The sequence below is a fragment of the Anaerostipes caccae L1-92 genome (assembly GCF_014467075.1).
Classification (GTDB): domain Bacteria; phylum Bacillota; class Clostridia; order Lachnospirales; family Lachnospiraceae; genus Anaerostipes; species Anaerostipes caccae.
Genome location: NZ_AP023027.1, coordinates 1,765,396 through 1,782,309, shown reverse-complemented (window position 1 = coordinate 1,782,309; position 16,914 = coordinate 1,765,396). Strand labels below are relative to the sequence as shown.

Below are 16,914 nucleotides of genomic sequence, written 5' to 3'. Positions count from 1 at the left end.
AAAATATCTGTCTGCGGAGGAAATAGATGAAGAAAAAAGCGATTTTAGCTGTCAGTTTCGGGACAAGCTATGAAGATACACGAAAAAAAACGATCGAAGCGATCGAACATACACTGGAACATCATTTCCCGGATCACAAGATGTACCGGGCCTGGACCAGCCGTATGATCCTTAAAAAAATAAAGATAAGAGACGGCATCCATATTGATTCTGTGCCGGAAGCCATGGCGCACATGAAAGCCGACGGCATTACGGATGTGATCATCCAGCCCACCCATGTCATCAATGGTGTGGAAAATGACCGGATGAAAACAGACGCGCTTTCCTTCCGGGACTCTTTTCATTCTATTGTCTTCGGGGCACCTCTTCTCTCATCGGAATCCGACAATGAAGCGGTTGTAAATGCGGTGGCATCGGAATTTTCGTGGATCACTGACAAAGATGCCCTGGTTTTGATGGGACACGGAACTACTCACTATGCCAATACTGTCTATGCTGCACTTGACTACCGGTTCAAGGATATGGGGTTTAAAAATATATTTCTGGGTACAGTAGAAGCCTTCCCGAGCATGCAGTCCCTGATGCGTATGGTAAAAGAATACCAGCCGAAGAAAGTCATTCTTGCACCTTTTATGATCGTAGCCGGAGATCATGCAAGACATGATATGGCGGGAGACGACCCGGATTCCTGGTACTCTCAGTTTGTGTCGGCAGGATATCAAGTAGAATGTGTCATGAAAGGACTCGGAGAATATGACGGGGTCAGGGAGCTGTTTGCCGAACACGCGAAATCGTGTACCTAGATATTGACTTTCTCAGTCAATATGATATTATCTATAAAAATAGCATAAATGTTAATTACCGCCGGGTAACGTCTTATTTATTCCAGTAGGCCTTTGTTGGAATGAGTAAGGCGTTTTTTATTCCATAGGGAAGTCCTGCGGAGATGTACACAAATGCATAAGGAAGGTATATACCATATGAAAGAGATGTCATGTTTTAAAGTTTTTTTGAAGTATTCTTCGCTCAATGTACTGGGTATGCTGGGGCTGTCTTTTTATATTTTGGCAGATACTTTTTTTGTCTCCAGGGCATTAGGGGCAGATGGACTGACCGCCCTGAATCTTGCAATTCCGGTTTACAGCTTTATAAACGGCAGCGGATTAATGCTCGGAATCGGAGGAGGAACAAAATATTCAATTTTAAGAAGCCAGAAAAATAAAACCAAAGCGAATCAGGTATTTACAAATGCTGTGGTTTTGACGGGAATCGTTGCAGGTATCTTCTGCCTGCTTGGTATTTTCTGCTCCGGACCTATGGTCAGAATGTTGGGAGCCAACGAATCTGTGTTCCAAATGACAAAAACTTATTTACAGGTTATTCTGCTGTTTGCCCCAATGTTTATGGCAAATAATCTCTTGCTGTGTTTCGTAAGAAATGACGGAAATCCTCATTTAGCCATGGCAGCTATGATCTGCGGAAGTCTGTCTAATATTATTTTGGATTATATCTTTATATTTCCGCTCGGAATGGGACTGTTTGGGGCAGCGTTTGCCACCGGACTGGCACCGGTAATCAGCATTTTGATTCTGTCCCCTTATCTGATCAATAAAAGAAATCAGTTTCATTTAAAGAAATGCAGGCTTTCGGCAAATCTGCTGCTTGACATTTTTTCAAGCGGACTTCCGTCTTTGATCACGGAAGTTTCTTCCGGTATCGTGATCATTGTATTTAATATGATCCTGCTGCGCATAGCGGGGAACATCGGCGTCGCGGCCTATGGTGTCATCGCGAATCTGTCGCTGGTCGTCATGGCAGTCTATACAGGCATCGCACAGGGGATACAGCCCGTCTTAAGCAGCAATTACGGTGCCGGAAACCATAAAAATGTTACTGTGATTTTACGTTACGCCGTCACTGCGGTTATTGTTATCTCCGCCTGCGTTTATCTGTGTATATTTTTCGGTGCGGAACCGATTACCGGAGTCTTTAACAGCAGTCACAATAAAACACTTCAGGATATCGCAGCCGCAGGACTGAAAATATACTTTACCGCCTCTGTATTTGCAGGTTTCAACGTTGTGGCTGCCGTCTACTTTACTTCCACGGAATACCCGCGGCCGGCACACATCATATCAATTCTCCGGGGATTTGTCATCATCATTCCTATGGCTTTTTTGTTGTCTGCCCTGGGAGGCATCACTGGGGTTTGGGCGGCCTTTCCCACGACCGAGCTGCTTGTCAGTCTGATTGGAATGATCCTGCTTTTTCAATTTCATAAAGTAAAGAAAAAAGATTCTTGACATTAGGAATTCGTCTGTTATAATATGAATTGCTCGGAGGGCAAATCATTTGGATGATAGGCCGGACAAGGGTATAGATTGAATGATCAATCTGTTCCCTGTCCGGCTTTTTTACGTCTAAAATTATCATTTATTTTCAGGAGGATCACAATATGGATTTTTTAACAGGAAAAATCAGACCACTTTATTTTAAATATTTATCAGCTGCTTTCTGCAGTGCACTGATAACTTCCATCTATTCTGTTGTAGATATGGCCGTGGTAGGACAATATCAAGGCCCGGAAGGTACAGCTGCTCTTGCCGTAGTTGCCCCAATATGGAATATCATTTACAGCCTGGGACTGCTTATGGGGATTGGAGGGTCGGTAATCTTCAGTACCTTAAAAGGACGAACAGATCTTAAATCACGTGACGAAAATGAATATTTTTCTGCTTCCGTCATTGGTTCCGTTTTTTTAGCTGTAGCTGCATGGATCATTCTAATCTTTTTCGGCAAAGAATTGTTGGTCTTCTTCGGAGCAAAAGGCAGCTTTTTAGCGCTGGCAGAAACCTATATCATACCAGTTAAATTCGTACTGCCCTGCTTCTTACTCACACAAATGCTGGCAGCTTTTTTAAGAAATGATCAAGCTCCGCTCCTGGCAGCCATTGGTGTATTATCCGGCGGACTCATTAATGTATTTGGAGACTACATTTTTGTCTTCGCCTTTGACATGGGAATCTTTGGAGCCGGATTGGCCACAGCGATTGGTTCTGTCATATCATGTGCTGTAATGCTGTCTCATTTTTTCACAAAAAGAAATACATTAACTTTTGTAAAGCCCGAACGCTTGCTCCATAAGCTAAAAGAAATCAGTGTGGTTGGGTTCTCAACATTTTTTGTTGATATTGCCATGGGTATTATGACAATCCTGTTTAACAGACAGATCATCAAATACTTAGGGGTAAACGCCTTATCCGTCTACGGGGTTATCGTTACCTTAAGTACATTTGTACAATGCTGTGCATACAGTGTCGGACAAGCTTCCCAGCCTATTATTTCTGTCAACTTTGGGGCAGCACAGGGACATCGGATAAAAGAAACGTTAAAATATGCTTTGTACACAGTTATATTTTTGGGAGTTTTCTGGACCCTGTTAATGCTGCTTTTTCCAAATACATTTATTAAAATATTCATGACACCTGCCGGAGGAATATTAAAAATTGCACCTGATATTATGAGGTGTTACGGGCTTTCTTTCCTGCTTCTCCCTTTTAATATTTTCTCAACGTACTATTTTCAGGCGTTATTGAAACCAAGAGCCTCTTTTATTGTCTCAGTAGCCAGAGGACTTTTTATCAGCGGAGGTTTCATTATGATACTTCCTTTCATAAACGCTGATTACCTTTGGTTTACAATGCCTCTGACCGAATCCATCGTTGCAGTGTTTGCCATAGCTGCAATGATGCATTTCAATAAAAATTTATCTGTAAAAGGGCGATAACATCTTACCCTAAGTACTTAAAAAACCCCGGTATAGCTTTCCCTTGCTATACCGGGGTTTTCAGATAACTTCTCCAACAGATATCTTCGTCATTTCAGCCGTTTTTTCAGACCTCTGATATCTCCGGACTGAATATACGGGATTATCTCGGAAATTTGCTCTGCGGGCCAGTCCCACCATCTGAGTTCCTGAAGGAATGCAGTATCTTCTTTAGAAAACCGCCTTCGTATCGGCCTTGCAGGAATCCCGCCGACAATCGTATAGGGCGGTACGTCTTTTGTCACGACTGCGCGGGTGCCGATTACTGCACCGTCACCGATCGTCACACCCGCCATGATAACGGCTTCAAAGCCGATCCATACATCATTGCCCACGACGACATCTCCCCTGTTGTCCCAGGACTGTTCCGGCGTAATGCCGTGTCCCCACTCTTCACCGAACAGCGGAAACGTATAGCCGGACAGAGAAGACAGAGTATGATTCGCACAGTTCATCAAAAATTTTGCTCCGCACGCGATGGAACAAAATTTTCCGATATACACTTTGTCGTGATTGATCGGATAATGATACAGCACATTATGTTTCTGAAAATCTCTCGGATCATGGACAAAATCGTTGTAAATTGTAAAATCACCGACTTCTATATTCGGACAGTCAATCACATTTTTTAAATAAATTGTCTGGCTGTCGCCGGTTCTTGGATAAATTTTTTTCGTATCTGGAATCGTCATAACACTTCTCCTATCTTTGCTTCGTGTTTTCCCTAGACCATTCCAGTGACTGCAATACACAATTTCATAGAAAGTCACCCCTTTCCAGCCTATTATATCACAGATTTTATTCTTTTGCCTTTAATGCCTCCACCATGTTGATGCCGGGAATTTTTCTGGATACAATGCGGCTGATCATCCATGAGAGCACCAAGGTTCCTGCGGCGCTAAACAGCCATGAAGTCCATCGGATAAAGACCGGGATATCCATCGATTCCTGAACGGTGGAGAGCAGATAACAAAGCATTCCATATCCAGCCGGCAGTCCCAGGAGAATTCCGGCCGCGCATACCCACACGTTCTGCTGGATCATAACAGTCCTGATCCGATGGTCGGGAAAGCCAAGAACCTTCAGTGTTGCAAATTCTCTGTATCGTTCCATATATGACAAAACACCCAAATTGTAAAGCATGACACTTCCTAAAAGCACAGCACCAAAAACCAGAATTCCTATGATCATAACCATTCCTTCCATCATCACATCCATGTTTTTTGTCAGGTCAGCCTGAAGCGAGATGGTACACTGACCCTCATAGTTTCCAAAACCATTCTCCGGTATCTTTCCAATGACGGCTGTGGGCCTGAACTTAAGTCCTCTGTCCAGATAATCTCGTCTCATCATCGTGATTCCCTGAGAGACCGGTGTCCGGATCACTGCCTGTACTTTAGAACAGATTTTTTTATCCTGTCCGGCAGCCTTCCAGGCAACCGTATCCCCCTTTTTGATCCCAAAGCGGTCTGCCGTCTTTTTAGAAACTGCAATTCCGTTCTGAAGATCGGTAAATTGGCTGAGACTCTCTGCAAGCTTTAAATAGCTGGCCGACTCCTGTACCGTCATGCTCACTTCATGTTCATTTCCGTTCCTTATGAGAAGCGCCGTGCCTTCCTGAAGATACTCTCCATCGGTTCTTCGCAGCAATTCCTCCCGGCCTCTTTCATCAGGCAAATCTGTAATCTTGCATTCATATGACTGCTGCTTATGAAACGTCCAGTCAGAGAGGCTGACAAAGGTATCGTATAAAGAAAATGCGCAGAACAGAAGCGCTGTACACCCTAAAATTCCACAGAGAGTCATAAAACTTCTCAGCCGGTTTCTTCCAATATCCCTGAGATTCCATCGGCTGGAAAAGGAAAGACACCTCGGTATTTTCATGCAGTTTCTTATGCGGTACTTTGGCTGCGTTTCTTCTCTGAGGCTTTCTGCCGCTGTTCCTTTCAAATAGGTCCTGCAGACAGAAAAACTGATAAAAAGACAGATCAAAACGCACCCTGCCGGCAAAACCGCATAAACTGCCGGAAGGCTTCCTCCCCATTCAGGAAGATGATACATATTTTTTAAAAACCGGTAGATCAGATCCGGCAGCACCCGATAACCTAATATATATCCGAGTCCTGTTCCCAAAACACAGATCAGCGCAGTATGGGATAGATAATGGACCGTCAGTTTCTCTTTGGTAAAGCCCAGCGCTTTCAAAATCCCGATCTGTGTCCTTTGATTTTTCAGCATCCGGTGCATAGTCGTAGATGTGATCATCAAAGCGATAAAAAGAAAGGCCATGGAAAATACCGTTCCGATAGACTGGTGCTGCTTGATCTCATCGGTAATCATAGAGACAGCCGGATGGTCTTTCGCATAAACGGTCGTGATTTGCCTGTTTTTATAAATGATTCCCGCGATATTTTCCCTGCGGGCTGATTTTGAAGTCCTTATTACAATCTGATTATAGGCAGGCAGTCCCGCCGCCGGAACCAGTTTCGGACTGATCCATGCAAATCCATTATTTTTATGGTCCGGAACCATAGAGTCTTTTCCGGCCCCGTATATATATTCCGGACTGGAGACCAGCCCGAGGATTTTCCCCTTTATTGTAATACCTTTTTGAACAAATGTTATGGTATCACCGGTGCGAAATCCATTTTTCTTGGCAAATAAGTCATCCAGCCAGACACCTCTTCGTCTGCTGTCAAAACCCTGTCCGTCTCTTATAAGAAGTCTGGATATTTGATTGCTGTCGGCGGCATAACAGTCAATGGCTGTCTTTTCCCTGCCTTTTAGACTCATTGGGATGAAAAGTCTTCCTTCTGCCTGTTCTATTTTTTTGTCCTTTTTCAGACGTTTTATATCTTGTTTTGTAAAGGAGTCTCCGTACAGCCATTGGTCAGCGAGCTTCTGATTATTTATGTAAGCATCGAAGCGGCTTAAAAGCCCGCTCCATTCCCCGGTAATACCTGAGAACAGAAAGCAGCCAAAAAACATCATGAGAAAGATAGCCAGAAACTGTACTTTGTTTTTTCTGATGTCGCGAAATGTTTTTTTTATCAGCATTACCACTCCACCTCGCTTATTCTGAGGGGTGCTGTATTGATCTCCACACCTGTGATCTCCCCATTCCTGACCCGGATGACCTTATCTGCCGCTTTCGCTATATTGGCATTGTGCGTGACAATGAGCACTGTTTTCTTATCTTTTCTGCATAAGTTCCAGAGCTGTTCCAGTATCATGCATCCTGTCTCACTGTCCAATGCTCCGGTCGGTTCATCACAGAGCAGAATATCGGGGTTTTTGGCAATGGCTCTGGCGATGGATACCCGCTGCTGCTCTCCGCCGGAAAGCTGATCCGGGAACTTCTCTTCATGTCCGGAAAGTCCCACTTTTTTCAGAACTTCTGCTGCCGGAAGTGCTTCTCGTTTTAATTCTCTCATCAGATCCACATTTTCTTTTACAGTTAACGTGGGAATTAAATTATAAAATTGAAATACAAACCCAACTTTTCCGGCTCTGTAAAAAGACAGTTCTTTTTCAGTCAGACCTGTGATCTCCTGACCGGCCACTTCTGCAGTTCCGCTGTCCGCCCGGTCTATTCCTCCCAGAATATTTAAAAGCGTGGATTTACCGGCGCCGCTGGGCCCTAAGATTGCAGTGAATTCTCCCGGTTCGACAGAAAAAGATACATCTTTCAGCGCATAGATATCGCGATCCCCGGTATGGTAAATCCTGCTGATATGATTCAGTTCTACAATCTTCATGGCTTCTCCTCCTGGTTCATGACAAGTCCCGCACAGAGCATCCGGAAAACCTGAATGAATTCTTTCTGTGCTTCCTCTGAATTTGGATGTTCCAAAAGAGCATGGCGGATACAGGATATAAACATTTCAGCGATAATATCCACATAGGGAGAATCACTGTCATCAAGGCCTAAATGCCATGCCATGTGTTCTTTGAACTGCTGTATAAATGACTTCTTTAATTCTAAAAAACGAGTGGTTTTAAGATCCAATAATATAAGCAGCCGCTGATCCATCAAATACTGTATCTCTGATCCCTGGACTAATGACACGACATCATCCATCTGACCAAAAATTTCTTTGACTTCTTTTAAGGAATATACCTTTTGTTCTTTTTCAAAGTGCTGTTCTATAAGTTTATTAAGCCCCTCTACCGGCTCCTTCAGCAATTCTTCCAGTATTGCTTCTTTGTTATCAAAATAGTGATAGATATTTCCAATGGTTGTGTTTGCTTTTTTTGCGATGACTCTCAGAGAGGAACCTTCGTAGCCGTGAATCAGAAACTCCTGTTGGGCCGCATTTAAAATGGTTGTTCTGATCTCTTCTTTCTTTATCTGCATATCCTTACCTCCTGGGATCATCATAACTGCTTCTTATGTACCTTACAATACAATGGCAAATATAAAAATCAAAACATGACGAGCGATCATTATTCAAAACAAAAAGACACCCTGTATATAATACAAAGCGCCTTTTGTCCTGACTTTAATCCAGCATCTTATTCAGTTTTTTATCAAAACTTACTATCGTATCTCCTAATACTCTGTGCCGTGAAATCAATATACAGTCCACAAAATCAAGAGATGTATCAACCAATATAGTCAGTGCCTCACAGATTATTTCTCGATCTTCGATTAATACTTCGTCAAAAAAATCTATGAGTGTACTCCCAATTTCATTCCGTTCTATCTTGTATACGCCCGACAAAACATAAACTACTTCCGCAACGACTTCCGGCAGAGTAAAGGCCCCTTTTCAATGATCTGTCTGGCTTCTTCTGACATCTGCGGATGATCTCCCAAAAGATATCTTAAAATGACATTTGCGTCAATCAGTTTTCTCATGCTTTTCGATCATCGCCCTTTCGTATGAACCTTCCTCTTTTGCTGTCAGTTCAGAATCAGCATATCTTGAAAGCCGTCTGTACGTATTCCCTCGATTCGCAGTCATGACAAATGGCATCCCGTTTTCATTTACACTTTGCTGTGCGAAAATACGTACTGCCTCCGCAAAAGAGGTACCCATCTCCTTGTAAAGAGTCTCCGCTTTTTCCTTCAAATCCGCATCCATACGAACCTGTAATGTTGCCTCCTTCGCCATAATATCGCCTCCTGTTTTTGTAATACAATCGTAATAGAATCATAATTCTATGTCAATAGTATTAAATGATTATCTATATATCCTCAGCCAGCTGTCTCACGCCATACTTATTGGTTCTTCTGGAAATCAGATAGGAAAAACCGATCAGAAATCCAACGATGATAAATACAGGCGGCAGTACACTGGACCCTGTGATTTCCGCATGAAATTTTGAGATCCCAAGACTGCCGAACATGACACCAAACATCCGGTTTGTAAACAGCCCGACAAAAAGAAGTCCAAACACAGTTCCAAGAATTCCGATAATGCCAAAGGAAAAGGCAAACTGCAGACGCAGGTTCTTTAGAGAATATCCCATACTTCTCTGAACGGCAAACACTCTCCTCTGTTTTTTAAGAGTGTCATAGATAAAAGGAACATCTGTTCCTTTTCTGGCAAAGTCGGTCCTGCCATTCAATAATTTGATTCTGGATGTGAAATCCTTTCCGGTAGCATGATTCGTCTACAAACTTACCATCGTGCTCTGATAGTTTACAGCTTTCGTTGTCGCTGAAAGCTTCTCATAGGTCTCCCGGTCTAAAAACAGCTGTTTAAATCCGGTCATTGTGCTCCCGAGAAACGGATCTTCAAAAAAACCTGCGATCCGGTATTTTGACATCTGCCCGAACAGTTTAAGAGTCACAGTATCTCCCGTCTCTAAGTGATTGGAAACTTTTAAGGTAATGGGGAGATATATTGATGACTTCCGGCAAATGCATCCTGGCGGCCGCTTCATTTTACTGTTCCTGGCTCTGCCATAAAACTGATCAATGATGATATCAAAAAAACAAAGAGGCTTTAGGACAGAGTAACCATAAGTTCTTCGCATCAGCGCCAGGACTCGGGAATACATCTCCGCCAGATCTCTGTCATCTTCTACGATAAATATTTCTGACTGCTGCATATAAACTCCTCCTAATTCATTTCAATCAGTCTCTATTTTGCAGCCTCTTTTAAAGCTTCCCGCAATTCTTTATCACATGCATAAATATACAATCCATTCACTCCCCGAGTCATCAAAACCCGCACTTCATGCTGAATCAAAGTTTCACCAAATTCCTTCTTTGTACCATTCGATAATGTACGTTTTCTGGTGGCCTTTAAATTATGACTTTCATTTGGATCAAAAATAATCTCTCCATTGCGGTACTTCACAGACGGGCCAAGAATGACACCTGCATAATTCAAGTCAAATCCCTGGATTGTAAATGTAGATCCGATTTCATCTATTGTCTGAGACTGCTCTGCCCAGGCAAGTGATCTGTTTTTTCTTTTCTCTTTTTTCCCTAATTCCTTATTCAGCTCACGGTTCCATGGTTTTTTCCATTCTCCGATTATGACTTCCCAATATTTTTGCATCCTCTTTTCTACTGATGAGTTCTGGCTATATTCCCAATCATAAGTCGCTATCATCCGGGAAAGCTTGTGTTCTTCTTTTGCTGATTTCTCTTTAATCGCTGTTTCAAGTTCTGCCGGCTGTTCAAAAACTTTTATCTCATATCCGGTGGTATCCGTTGGAATTTTTGATATTCTTTTCTCCTTTGTAAAACCATCGATCCAAGAAATCGTTTCATCCGATGCGGTAATCCTCATCTGCTTTGTCAGCTTAAAATGATTTCCATTTTCGTCGGCACTCTTTCTGTAATCATTTAAAATTTCTGCCTCCCAATATTGCTCTGTTGTTAAGATCTGATTTTCATCAAACATAACGATGGTGACTTTTGCTCTCTCGATAATGTCCTTGAGCTGGTTCTTTCCCTGGTAAGATTGCTTCCCTTGTGTCAACAGTAAATGAGCCTCATCAATAAATGCTACATCTATGGGCTGATCAATTGAATGATGATTAATAAACGGAGTTGGTTTGCTTACAACTTTTCCATATTTATTTTTTAAACCTAATTTTTCTGCTATTTGCTCGTATACTGTAATCTGCTCTTCATGATTCACCAGCAGACAACATTGAAAATTCTCTATTTTCTGCTCTTCTGCCTTCAAATACATCTCATAAAAAGTGCTGCTGTTTAAAACAGTCTTCCCTGTTCCGGCTTCTCCATCAATGAAAATAAGCTGTCCTCTTTTATTTTGATCATTTAATGCTGAAAAAACTTTTTCTATAATCCTGTCTCTGATATCTTCCTGTTCCTGTGTCAGCTTATGCAGAGGAGAAGCTTTAAACAGCGCCGAATCTTTAATAACACTTTCATTTGGAAACAAATCCGGATCTGTTTTTCTCAGCTTATACCAGATCCTTTGAAAAATATGATTCATTTCAAAATCAGGAAAATATCTATTCTGCGGATTTGTCCTTTTGTTATGTATTCTTTTGACAGCATCGATTCCCATCATATACATCATTAAACGATTTTCAATATCCAGAGTCAAAGATTTATTGAAATGCTCATGGCCAATGATATACAAATCTGGCGATTTTGTTCTCAGATGAGACCTCCAGTTTTGTTTGTCCCCGGATTGATCAAAATGCTGTTTTGTTCTCTGAACAACATTGTTTGTCTCTCCAACATAAACCTCGTAGCTTTCACCTTTTTTCCAGTTATGAATATAAACGATTGGGTAGTCAAGCAATATAATTCTTTCTGAATGTTTATTTTCTAAGTGTTTTTGAAAATCCTGCAGACTTTGTATGTTATCCTTTATTTTATATATAATAGGCTCCAAGTTTTCTCCTCTGTAAATGTTTAAAAACATTTACTTTTCCTTTCGTATTGACTGTAAAAATTATATCATGCAGGCTGTAAAACAACAATCGCACTTTTACTTTCCTCATCCTCAGTGTTAAAATAAAATCATAATGAAATAAAAATTTTTATAAATAAAGGAGGCACTATGGAATCAGCAATTACACGTGATAAGGCTTTTGAGCTTTTGAAACAATATAACAAAGAACCTTTTCACATCCAGCATGCACTGACAGTGGAAGGTGTCATGAAATGGTATGCAAACGAACTAGGCTTCGGACAGGAAGAAGACTACTGGGGCATCACAGGACTTCTTCATGATATTGACTTTGAACTTTATCCGGAAAAACACTGCCAAAAAGCACCGGAGCTCCTGCGGGCAGGAGGTATTGGAGAAGATATGATCCGCTCTGTCTGTTCCCACGGCTATGGGATCTGTTCCGATGTCCGGCCTGAACATGAAATGGAAAAAGTCCTGTTTGCGGCCGACGAACTGACCGGTCTGATCGGTGCTGCTGCATTAATGCGTCCTTCTAAAAGCGTACAGGATATGAAACTATCCAGTGTCCGCAAAAAGTTTAAAGATAAAAAGTTTGCGGCAGGATGTTCCCGGGATATAATTTCACAAGGAGCTGAGAACCTCGGCTGGGAGCTGAATGAACTACTTGAAAAAACGATTCTTGCCATGCGTTCCTGCGAAGATCAGATCCGGCAGGAAATGCAAAAATATGAACAGTAGGAGGTAATCCACCATGTGTATTAACAAAAAAAGACAAGCAGATGTTACCCTACATGCAGAGCCGAACAAAAAAAGTGCCGACTGCATGGAGTAAACAGGCACTTTTGATATGCGGCTTTGCATCCAAGAACAACGATGTTTAAGGAAACGAGGCCAAATATGAAATATAAAAATGCATCTTCCCTTCTTCCTGCGGCCCTTGTGGAACAACTTCAGGACTACCTGCAGGGAGAATATTTATATATTCCTAAAAAAGAAGATCAGCATAAAAGCTGGGGTGACCAGACCGGAAGCCGGCTCAGGATCAGCAAACGCAATGCCTGTATCCGGAGAGATTTTCAGCTTGGGAAGTCAATAGAAAATCTGTCAGAGACATATTTTCTATCTGTACACACTATCAGGAAGATTATATACAGCAAATAAAATATCTGGAAAAAGTGCGGTTTATAGATTGGAAACCGCACTTTTGTTTTGCGCATGAAACTTTCTGAATCCATAAGTATAAAATGATTCTGTATCAATTCGTATATTGAGGGAAACTTATCTCTCTGATATTCTTTGATGCAGGAGGTGTTACTTATGAAACAAAATAGAAAGACTGCATCATTTGGATTTGCACAAACGGATATTGCCCCGAGCATATCCGTAGAAATGGTTGGATTTTCAAGAACAAACAATAAATCAAGGGGTGTTCTTCATCCATTGAAAGCACAAGTCCTGATATTCAGGACCGCAGATAAAACAATATGTCTGACAGCCATCGACAGTCTGGGATTTACCGTAAAATTAACGTCTCAATTAAGGAAGCAGATATCAAATGTACTGAATGTTCCCGTTGACAACATCATGATCTGCTTTTCCCATACTCACTCTGCTCCGAATGCTGCAGCAGAAAGTGCCTATTTTACCTTCGTGTGTGACCATATATGTTCTGCCCTGAAAACGGCCCTGAAAAATATGAAACCATTCTATGCCGGATGGGGTATTGCAGAACATGACATTGGAGTCAATCGGAGATCCGGAAAAGTTTTAAGAGATCCCCGTCTGGGAGTTTTAAAGCTTTCCAAGCCCGATGGCAGTCCGGCACTGCTCCTGCTTCGGGTATCCGCCCATGCAAATGTCCTTACAAGTGACAACTATAAAATTTCTTCCGATTATTTCGGCGTAACCAGGCAAAAACTTTCCGATTCATTTGGATGTCCGGTTATGATGATTCAGGGGGCATCCGGAGATCTCCGCCCCAGATTCCAACAGGAAAATGCAGAGTTTATGGAGGTTTATGGTGTAGACGCCTTAGAAAAACCATATACTGCCGAAGAAAAAGAAAAATATTTCAGACAGAGCACAGAATCCTTAAACAAAATGGCAGAATCCATATTTCAGTCTGTTGCTTCCATCTTTACTGCTTTAAAAACAATACCGATATACCGTCTTTCTATGTGTTCTGTAAGACACAGTTTCACAGCCGATGTTCCGCCTTTGAACCGGGCTGCTGAAATCGCGGCTGAAGCAAAGGAAAAGGCCAGGATTGACGGAACAGGATGGCTGCAGGAGGTCCGCAGGCTGCACCATGAACACATCCCTGCTCAGACAGCAGACATTGAATTTCAATATTTTTTATTGAATGAAGGATGTCTCTGCGGTGTTCCCAATGAAATCATGTGCGAAATATCTCTGGATGCGTGGCATCGGTCAAAGGATTCCCTTCTTTTCCTAAACGGCTATACCAATGGGATTGACAGTTACCTTCCCACAGCTGAGGAATATGATGAGGGCGGTTATGAAGTCCTCTGGTCTAATCTGATCTATTATCCTTATCACGGAAGGGTCATGCCGCTGAACCGGGAATCTGCCCGCCGGATGGCATCCTTTGTACTGGCTGACCGAAAGAATCTTCTGGCGGATTAGTCTGCCCCTATTCTTTTTTCTGCCTGATGTGAAGTCTTCCAGGCTTTGTCATGATTGTTTTCCATGACAGGGTGTAATCTCAGCTGATACTGCCCGCCGTGCTGACGGACCGTCCGGCTCAGTTCCCCGTAAACCAGTTCCCGTTTCTTCTGCTGGGAAACAGGAATACTGATGTCCGCCGTTATGAGAATGTTTGCCCCAGATTTGATCAAATAAAAATGATGGATGTTTAATAATCGATGGATTTCTTTCGCTTTCTCTTTTAAATCTTTTTTTATTTCCTGTATCTCAGGAGACTCTTCTGCCATTATATCCGCCTGGACCGTACAGCTGCATCCAAACTTCTGCTCTATTTCTATAGAAAGCTCTGAGGCCCGGGCGCAGACAGTATTTTCTGTTCCAAGAACCTTTGCCGAGACCACATAATGGTTGAGCCCGTAGTCATGAATCATTAATTCATAACAACTCTTGATGCCTTTCTTTTGCATTATCATCTCTTCTATCTTTTCTGCTATGGAACTATCGGCCTGCATACCGATTACTTTCTGTACAATGTCTGAAAAACTTTTGACTCCATTGAATATAATCAGTGCCGCCACTCCGACCCCGCACCATCCATCTATTTTTCAGGAAGTAAATTCTGCGGCGAGTGCTGAAACCAGTACTGCGGATGTAGCGAGTGCATCGGCCAGTGAATCATTTGAAACAGCTTTTAATGTCTCTGACTGCCGCCGCTCTCCTGCCCGCTTTTGTATAAAATGCATCCATATTTTAATAAATACAGACAGGAGCAGCACAATAAATACAGAACCCGGATACTGGGACTGCTGTCCTTGATATACGGCGGACCCAGAGGATTTGAGCAGTTCTAATCCTATCGTGATTACCGATGCAGAGGTCAGCATGCCAAGGATCCATTCCAGTCTCCCGTGTCCAAACGGATGATGTCTTCCAGCGCCGCATCCTGCCGCCCAGAGCCCAAGCATCGTGACAGCCGATGTCCCCGCATCTGTCAGGCTGTTCCATCCGTCTGCGGTTATCGTTACAGAATGGCTGACAGCGCCGGCTCCAAATTTCACCGCACACAGCAATAAGTTTAATGCAATTCCCAGCACGGTAAGTCCGAAAATACCGATCCCTTTCTTTTCCCCTTTCATATATTTTCCTCCTTCATCTGTTCCATAGACCGGCTGCCGTTTTGGATTCCCAATATTTCATTCATCTTCCATGCAAACCACAGAGTCATCAGTGCCGAACAGATATCCGCCGCCGGCTGAGCCCACACAATCCCTGAAAGTCCGAAGAGTTTTGGAAGGATTAAAATACACGGAAAGAAAAAGATCCCCTGCCTTCCTAAACTCAGAATACTTCCGGCACCGCTTCTCCCTGCCGACAGATATAGGGAGGCATAAACCATCTGAAACCCAAAAGTAAGAAACATCAGCGCATTCAGCCTCAGTGCTTTTCCTCCAAGGGCCAGCATCTGAGGGTCAGTTCCAAACAGCCCGATTACCTCTCCGGAATACAGAATACATAGAAATGACATGAGAATACAAAAGGCAGTAGACCATAAACTGCACAGCTTTACCGCCTTCCTGAGCCGTTCATACTGCCCTGCACCAAAGTTAAAACCTGCAAACGGCTGAAATCCCTTCATAAAGCCAAAGACGATATAGATACCGACCGTCATGACCCGGCTGACGGCACCCATTGCTGCGACTGCATAATCCCCGTACTCTTTTGCCGCCGTATTTGTAAGGCCCAGTGCAGCACTGGCAAACAGCTGAAAGGTCAGGACAGGAATTCCTATTTTTAAAATTTCCTTATAAACAGCACCTTTTATTGTAATTTTACGGATGGACGGTTTCAGCACACCCTTTTGTTTTCTCAGGTAATACACATACATCAATGAATTGACACAAAGAGAAATAACCGTAGCTGCGGCGGCTCCGCGGATTCCCATATGCAGTCCGTATATCAGAATCGGATCCAGGATCAGGTTCGTCACACTTCCGGCCATCATAGCCGCCATTGTAAATCGCGTTGATCCCTGAGCCGTCAGAAGGTTATTCATGGTCACATTAAATACATTGAGTATAGAACCGGAAACATAAATTACAGAATATTCTCTGGCATAGGGTAAGATCGTTTCTGTAGCTCCAAGTGCCGACAATACTGGTGTCAAAAAGCACAGGATCAGGCCAATAACTGCCGCTCCTGTCAATAGTCCGGAAAATAAAGCCGTTGAGGCTGTCTGGTCAGCCAGAGTGTACTCCTTCTCCCCGAGCAGCCGGGAAATATAGGAGGACGCCCCTGCACCGAACATCATCCCCAGTCCGATGACCAGCTGGACAACAGGGAAAACCACAGAGACTGCGCCCATTTGGCTGGTTCCCAATCCTCCCACAAAATAAGCGTCCACGGCATTATACAGAGCTGAGATCAGCATACCGATCATCGTGGGGATACCTAGTTTCATCAGCGCCTTTGACACTTTTTCTTCTCCTAAAAGAAAGTTCGTTTTCGTTGTTTGTTCCATTTTTCTTACCTCCAAAAGTATTTTTTATCTGAACGGATCACTTTTCCGTA

19 protein-coding genes are annotated in these 16,914 nt (G+C 42.8%); 6 read left to right on the top strand and 13 right to left on the bottom strand.

The features are described from left to right. The first annotated feature begins 26 nt into the window (after window positions 1-26). From ANCC_RS08745 to ANCC_RS08735, 3 genes are all read left to right on the top strand, one after another. Complete coding sequence (locus ANCC_RS08745) at window positions 27-803, top strand: sirohydrochlorin cobaltochelatase (protein WP_006567020.1); 777 nt, start codon at window positions 27-29, stop codon at window positions 801-803. 177 nt (window positions 804-980) lie between these two features. After that, on the top strand, window positions 981-2,303 hold the full coding sequence (locus tag ANCC_RS08740) for an MATE family efflux transporter (protein WP_039946680.1): 1,323 nt from the start codon (window positions 981-983) through the stop codon (window positions 2,301-2,303). Window positions 2,304-2,455: 152 nt separating this feature from the next. After that, window positions 2,456-3,787 (top strand): MATE family efflux transporter, encoded by a 1,332-nt coding sequence (locus tag ANCC_RS08735; RefSeq protein WP_006567022.1) that lies wholly within the window; start codon window positions 2,456-2,458, stop codon window positions 3,785-3,787. Window positions 3,788-3,876: 89 nt separating this feature from the next. On the opposite strand, the gene ANCC_RS08730 is transcribed toward ANCC_RS08735, so the two are convergent. The 10 genes from ANCC_RS08730 to ANCC_RS08690 all read right to left on the bottom strand — a co-directional run bounded on the left by ANCC_RS08730 (window position 3,877) and on the right by ANCC_RS08690 (window position 11,565). Beyond that, a complete protein-coding gene (locus ANCC_RS08730) occupies window positions 3,877-4,518 on the bottom strand; it encodes a CatB-related O-acetyltransferase (protein WP_006567023.1) in 642 nt (213 codons plus the stop codon). A 106-nt stretch (window positions 4,519-4,624) separates the two neighbouring features. Further along, window positions 4,625-6,883 (bottom strand): ABC transporter permease, encoded by a 2,259-nt coding sequence (locus ANCC_RS08725; RefSeq protein ID WP_006567024.1) that lies wholly within the window; start codon window positions 6,881-6,883, stop codon window positions 4,625-4,627. Continuing rightward, window positions 6,883-7,584, bottom strand: coding sequence for an ABC transporter ATP-binding protein (locus ANCC_RS08720; RefSeq protein ID WP_006567025.1), 702 nt, complete (start codon window positions 7,582-7,584; stop codon window positions 6,883-6,885). The genes ANCC_RS08725 and ANCC_RS08720 overlap by 1 nt, the downstream gene beginning before the upstream one ends. Beyond that, window positions 7,581-8,183, bottom strand: coding sequence for a TetR/AcrR family transcriptional regulator (locus ANCC_RS08715; protein ID WP_039946589.1), 603 nt, complete (start codon window positions 8,181-8,183; stop codon window positions 7,581-7,583). Before ANCC_RS08715 ends, ANCC_RS08720 begins: the two co-directional genes overlap by 4 nt. Before the next feature lie 145 nt (window positions 8,184-8,328). Next, window positions 8,329-8,550, bottom strand: coding sequence for a PIN domain-containing protein (locus ANCC_RS18000; RefSeq protein ID WP_006567027.1), 222 nt, complete (start codon window positions 8,548-8,550; stop codon window positions 8,329-8,331). 8 nt (window positions 8,551-8,558) lie between these two features. Continuing rightward, a complete protein-coding gene (locus tag ANCC_RS17810; RefSeq protein WP_006567028.1) occupies window positions 8,559-8,687 on the bottom strand; it encodes a PIN domain-containing protein in 129 nt (42 codons plus the stop codon). After that, entirely contained in the window at window positions 8,671-8,943 is a 273-nt protein-coding gene (locus ANCC_RS08705; protein WP_006567029.1) for a type II toxin-antitoxin system RelB/DinJ family antitoxin, read from the bottom strand. The genes ANCC_RS17810 and ANCC_RS08705 overlap by 17 nt, the downstream gene beginning before the upstream one ends. A 73-nt stretch (window positions 8,944-9,016) precedes the next feature. Further along, entirely contained in the window at window positions 9,017-9,400 is a 384-nt protein-coding gene (locus tag ANCC_RS08700) for an FtsX-like permease family protein (RefSeq protein WP_006567030.1), read from the bottom strand. Between the two features lie 45 nt (window positions 9,401-9,445). Next, the gene (locus ANCC_RS08695; protein ID WP_006567031.1) at window positions 9,446-9,886 is read right to left on the bottom strand and encodes a hypothetical protein; all 441 of its coding nucleotides are present in this window, start codon (window positions 9,884-9,886) and stop codon (window positions 9,446-9,448) included. Between the two features lie 32 nt (window positions 9,887-9,918). Continuing rightward, window positions 9,919-11,565 carry a DUF2075 domain-containing protein gene (locus tag ANCC_RS08690; RefSeq protein WP_233458246.1) on the bottom strand — a complete coding sequence of 549 codons (1,647 nt, stop codon included), beginning with the start codon at window positions 11,563-11,565 and terminating at the stop codon, window positions 9,919-9,921. Window positions 11,566-11,826: 261 nt separating this feature from the next. Here ANCC_RS08690 and ANCC_RS08685 point away from each other — a divergent pair, with 261 nt between their 5' ends. From ANCC_RS08685 to ANCC_RS08675, 3 genes are all read left to right on the top strand, one after another. After that, window positions 11,827-12,417, top strand: coding sequence for a hypothetical protein (locus ANCC_RS08685; RefSeq protein WP_006567033.1), 591 nt, complete (start codon window positions 11,827-11,829; stop codon window positions 12,415-12,417). A 159-nt stretch (window positions 12,418-12,576) separates the two neighbouring features. Then, on the top strand, window positions 12,577-12,840 hold the full coding sequence (locus ANCC_RS08680; RefSeq protein ID WP_009289684.1) for a CD3324 family protein: 264 nt from the start codon (window positions 12,577-12,579) through the stop codon (window positions 12,838-12,840). A 156-nt stretch (window positions 12,841-12,996) separates the two neighbouring features. Then, window positions 12,997-14,325 (top strand): hypothetical protein, encoded by a 1,329-nt coding sequence (locus ANCC_RS08675; protein WP_039946591.1) that lies wholly within the window; start codon window positions 12,997-12,999, stop codon window positions 14,323-14,325. On the opposite strand, the gene ANCC_RS08670 is transcribed toward ANCC_RS08675, so the two are convergent. The 3 genes from ANCC_RS08670 to ANCC_RS08660 are packed head-to-tail and all read right to left on the bottom strand — an operon-like array spanning window position 14,322 to window position 16,864. Then, complete coding sequence (locus ANCC_RS08670; protein WP_006567036.1) at window positions 14,322-14,924, bottom strand: cation diffusion facilitator family transporter; 603 nt, start codon at window positions 14,922-14,924, stop codon at window positions 14,322-14,324. The two genes, ANCC_RS08675 and ANCC_RS08670, sit on opposite strands and share 4 nt — an antisense overlap. Window positions 14,925-14,951: 27 nt before the next feature. Then, window positions 14,952-15,482, bottom strand: coding sequence for a cation diffusion facilitator family transporter (locus ANCC_RS08665; protein ID WP_006567037.1), 531 nt, complete (start codon window positions 15,480-15,482; stop codon window positions 14,952-14,954). Then, window positions 15,479-16,864: an MATE family efflux transporter gene (locus ANCC_RS08660; protein ID WP_006567038.1), complete on the bottom strand. Its 1,386-nt coding sequence runs from the start codon at window positions 16,862-16,864 to the stop codon at window positions 15,479-15,481. Before ANCC_RS08660 ends, ANCC_RS08665 begins: the two co-directional genes overlap by 4 nt. Between the last annotated feature and the right edge of the window lie 50 nt (window positions 16,865-16,914).

What these genes read in the sequence shown, in the direction of transcription:
- ANCC_RS08715 (WP_039946589.1), bottom strand. Translation starts at nt 8,183, where the DNA reads ATGCAGATAAAGAAAGAAGAGATCAGAACAACCATTTTAAATGCGGCC.
- ANCC_RS08695 (WP_006567031.1), bottom strand. Translation starts at nt 9,886, where the DNA reads ATGCAGCAGTCAGAAATATTTATCGTAGAAGATGACAGAGATCTGGCG.
- ANCC_RS08665 (WP_006567037.1), bottom strand. Translation starts at nt 15,482, where the DNA reads ATGAAAGGGGAAAAGAAAGGGATCGGTATTTTCGGACTTACCGTGCTG.
- ANCC_RS08735 (WP_006567022.1), top strand. Translation starts at nt 2,456, where the DNA reads ATGGATTTTTTAACAGGAAAAATCAGACCACTTTATTTTAAATATTTA.
- ANCC_RS08685 (WP_006567033.1), top strand. Translation starts at nt 11,827, where the DNA reads ATGGAATCAGCAATTACACGTGATAAGGCTTTTGAGCTTTTGAAACAA.
- ANCC_RS08730 (WP_006567023.1), bottom strand. Translation starts at nt 4,518, where the DNA reads ATGACGATTCCAGATACGAAAAAAATTTATCCAAGAACCGGCGACAGC.
- ANCC_RS08720 (WP_006567025.1), bottom strand. Translation starts at nt 7,584, where the DNA reads ATGAAGATTGTAGAACTGAATCATATCAGCAGGATTTACCATACCGGG.
- ANCC_RS08675 (WP_039946591.1), top strand. Translation starts at nt 12,997, where the DNA reads ATGAAACAAAATAGAAAGACTGCATCATTTGGATTTGCACAAACGGAT.
- ANCC_RS08680 (WP_009289684.1), top strand. Translation starts at nt 12,577, where the DNA reads ATGAAATATAAAAATGCATCTTCCCTTCTTCCTGCGGCCCTTGTGGAA.
- ANCC_RS08725 (WP_006567024.1), bottom strand. Translation starts at nt 6,883, where the DNA reads ATGCTGATAAAAAAAACATTTCGCGACATCAGAAAAAACAAAGTACAG.
- ANCC_RS08745 (WP_006567020.1), top strand. Translation starts at nt 27, where the DNA reads ATGAAGAAAAAAGCGATTTTAGCTGTCAGTTTCGGGACAAGCTATGAA.
- ANCC_RS17810 (WP_006567028.1), bottom strand. Translation starts at nt 8,687, where the DNA reads ATGAGAAAACTGATTGACGCAAATGTCATTTTAAGATATCTTTTGGGA.
- ANCC_RS08740 (WP_039946680.1), top strand. Translation starts at nt 981, where the DNA reads ATGAAAGAGATGTCATGTTTTAAAGTTTTTTTGAAGTATTCTTCGCTC.
- ANCC_RS08705 (WP_006567029.1), bottom strand. Translation starts at nt 8,943, where the DNA reads ATGGCGAAGGAGGCAACATTACAGGTTCGTATGGATGCGGATTTGAAG.
- ANCC_RS08660 (WP_006567038.1), bottom strand. Translation starts at nt 16,864, where the DNA reads ATGGAACAAACAACGAAAACGAACTTTCTTTTAGGAGAAGAAAAAGTG.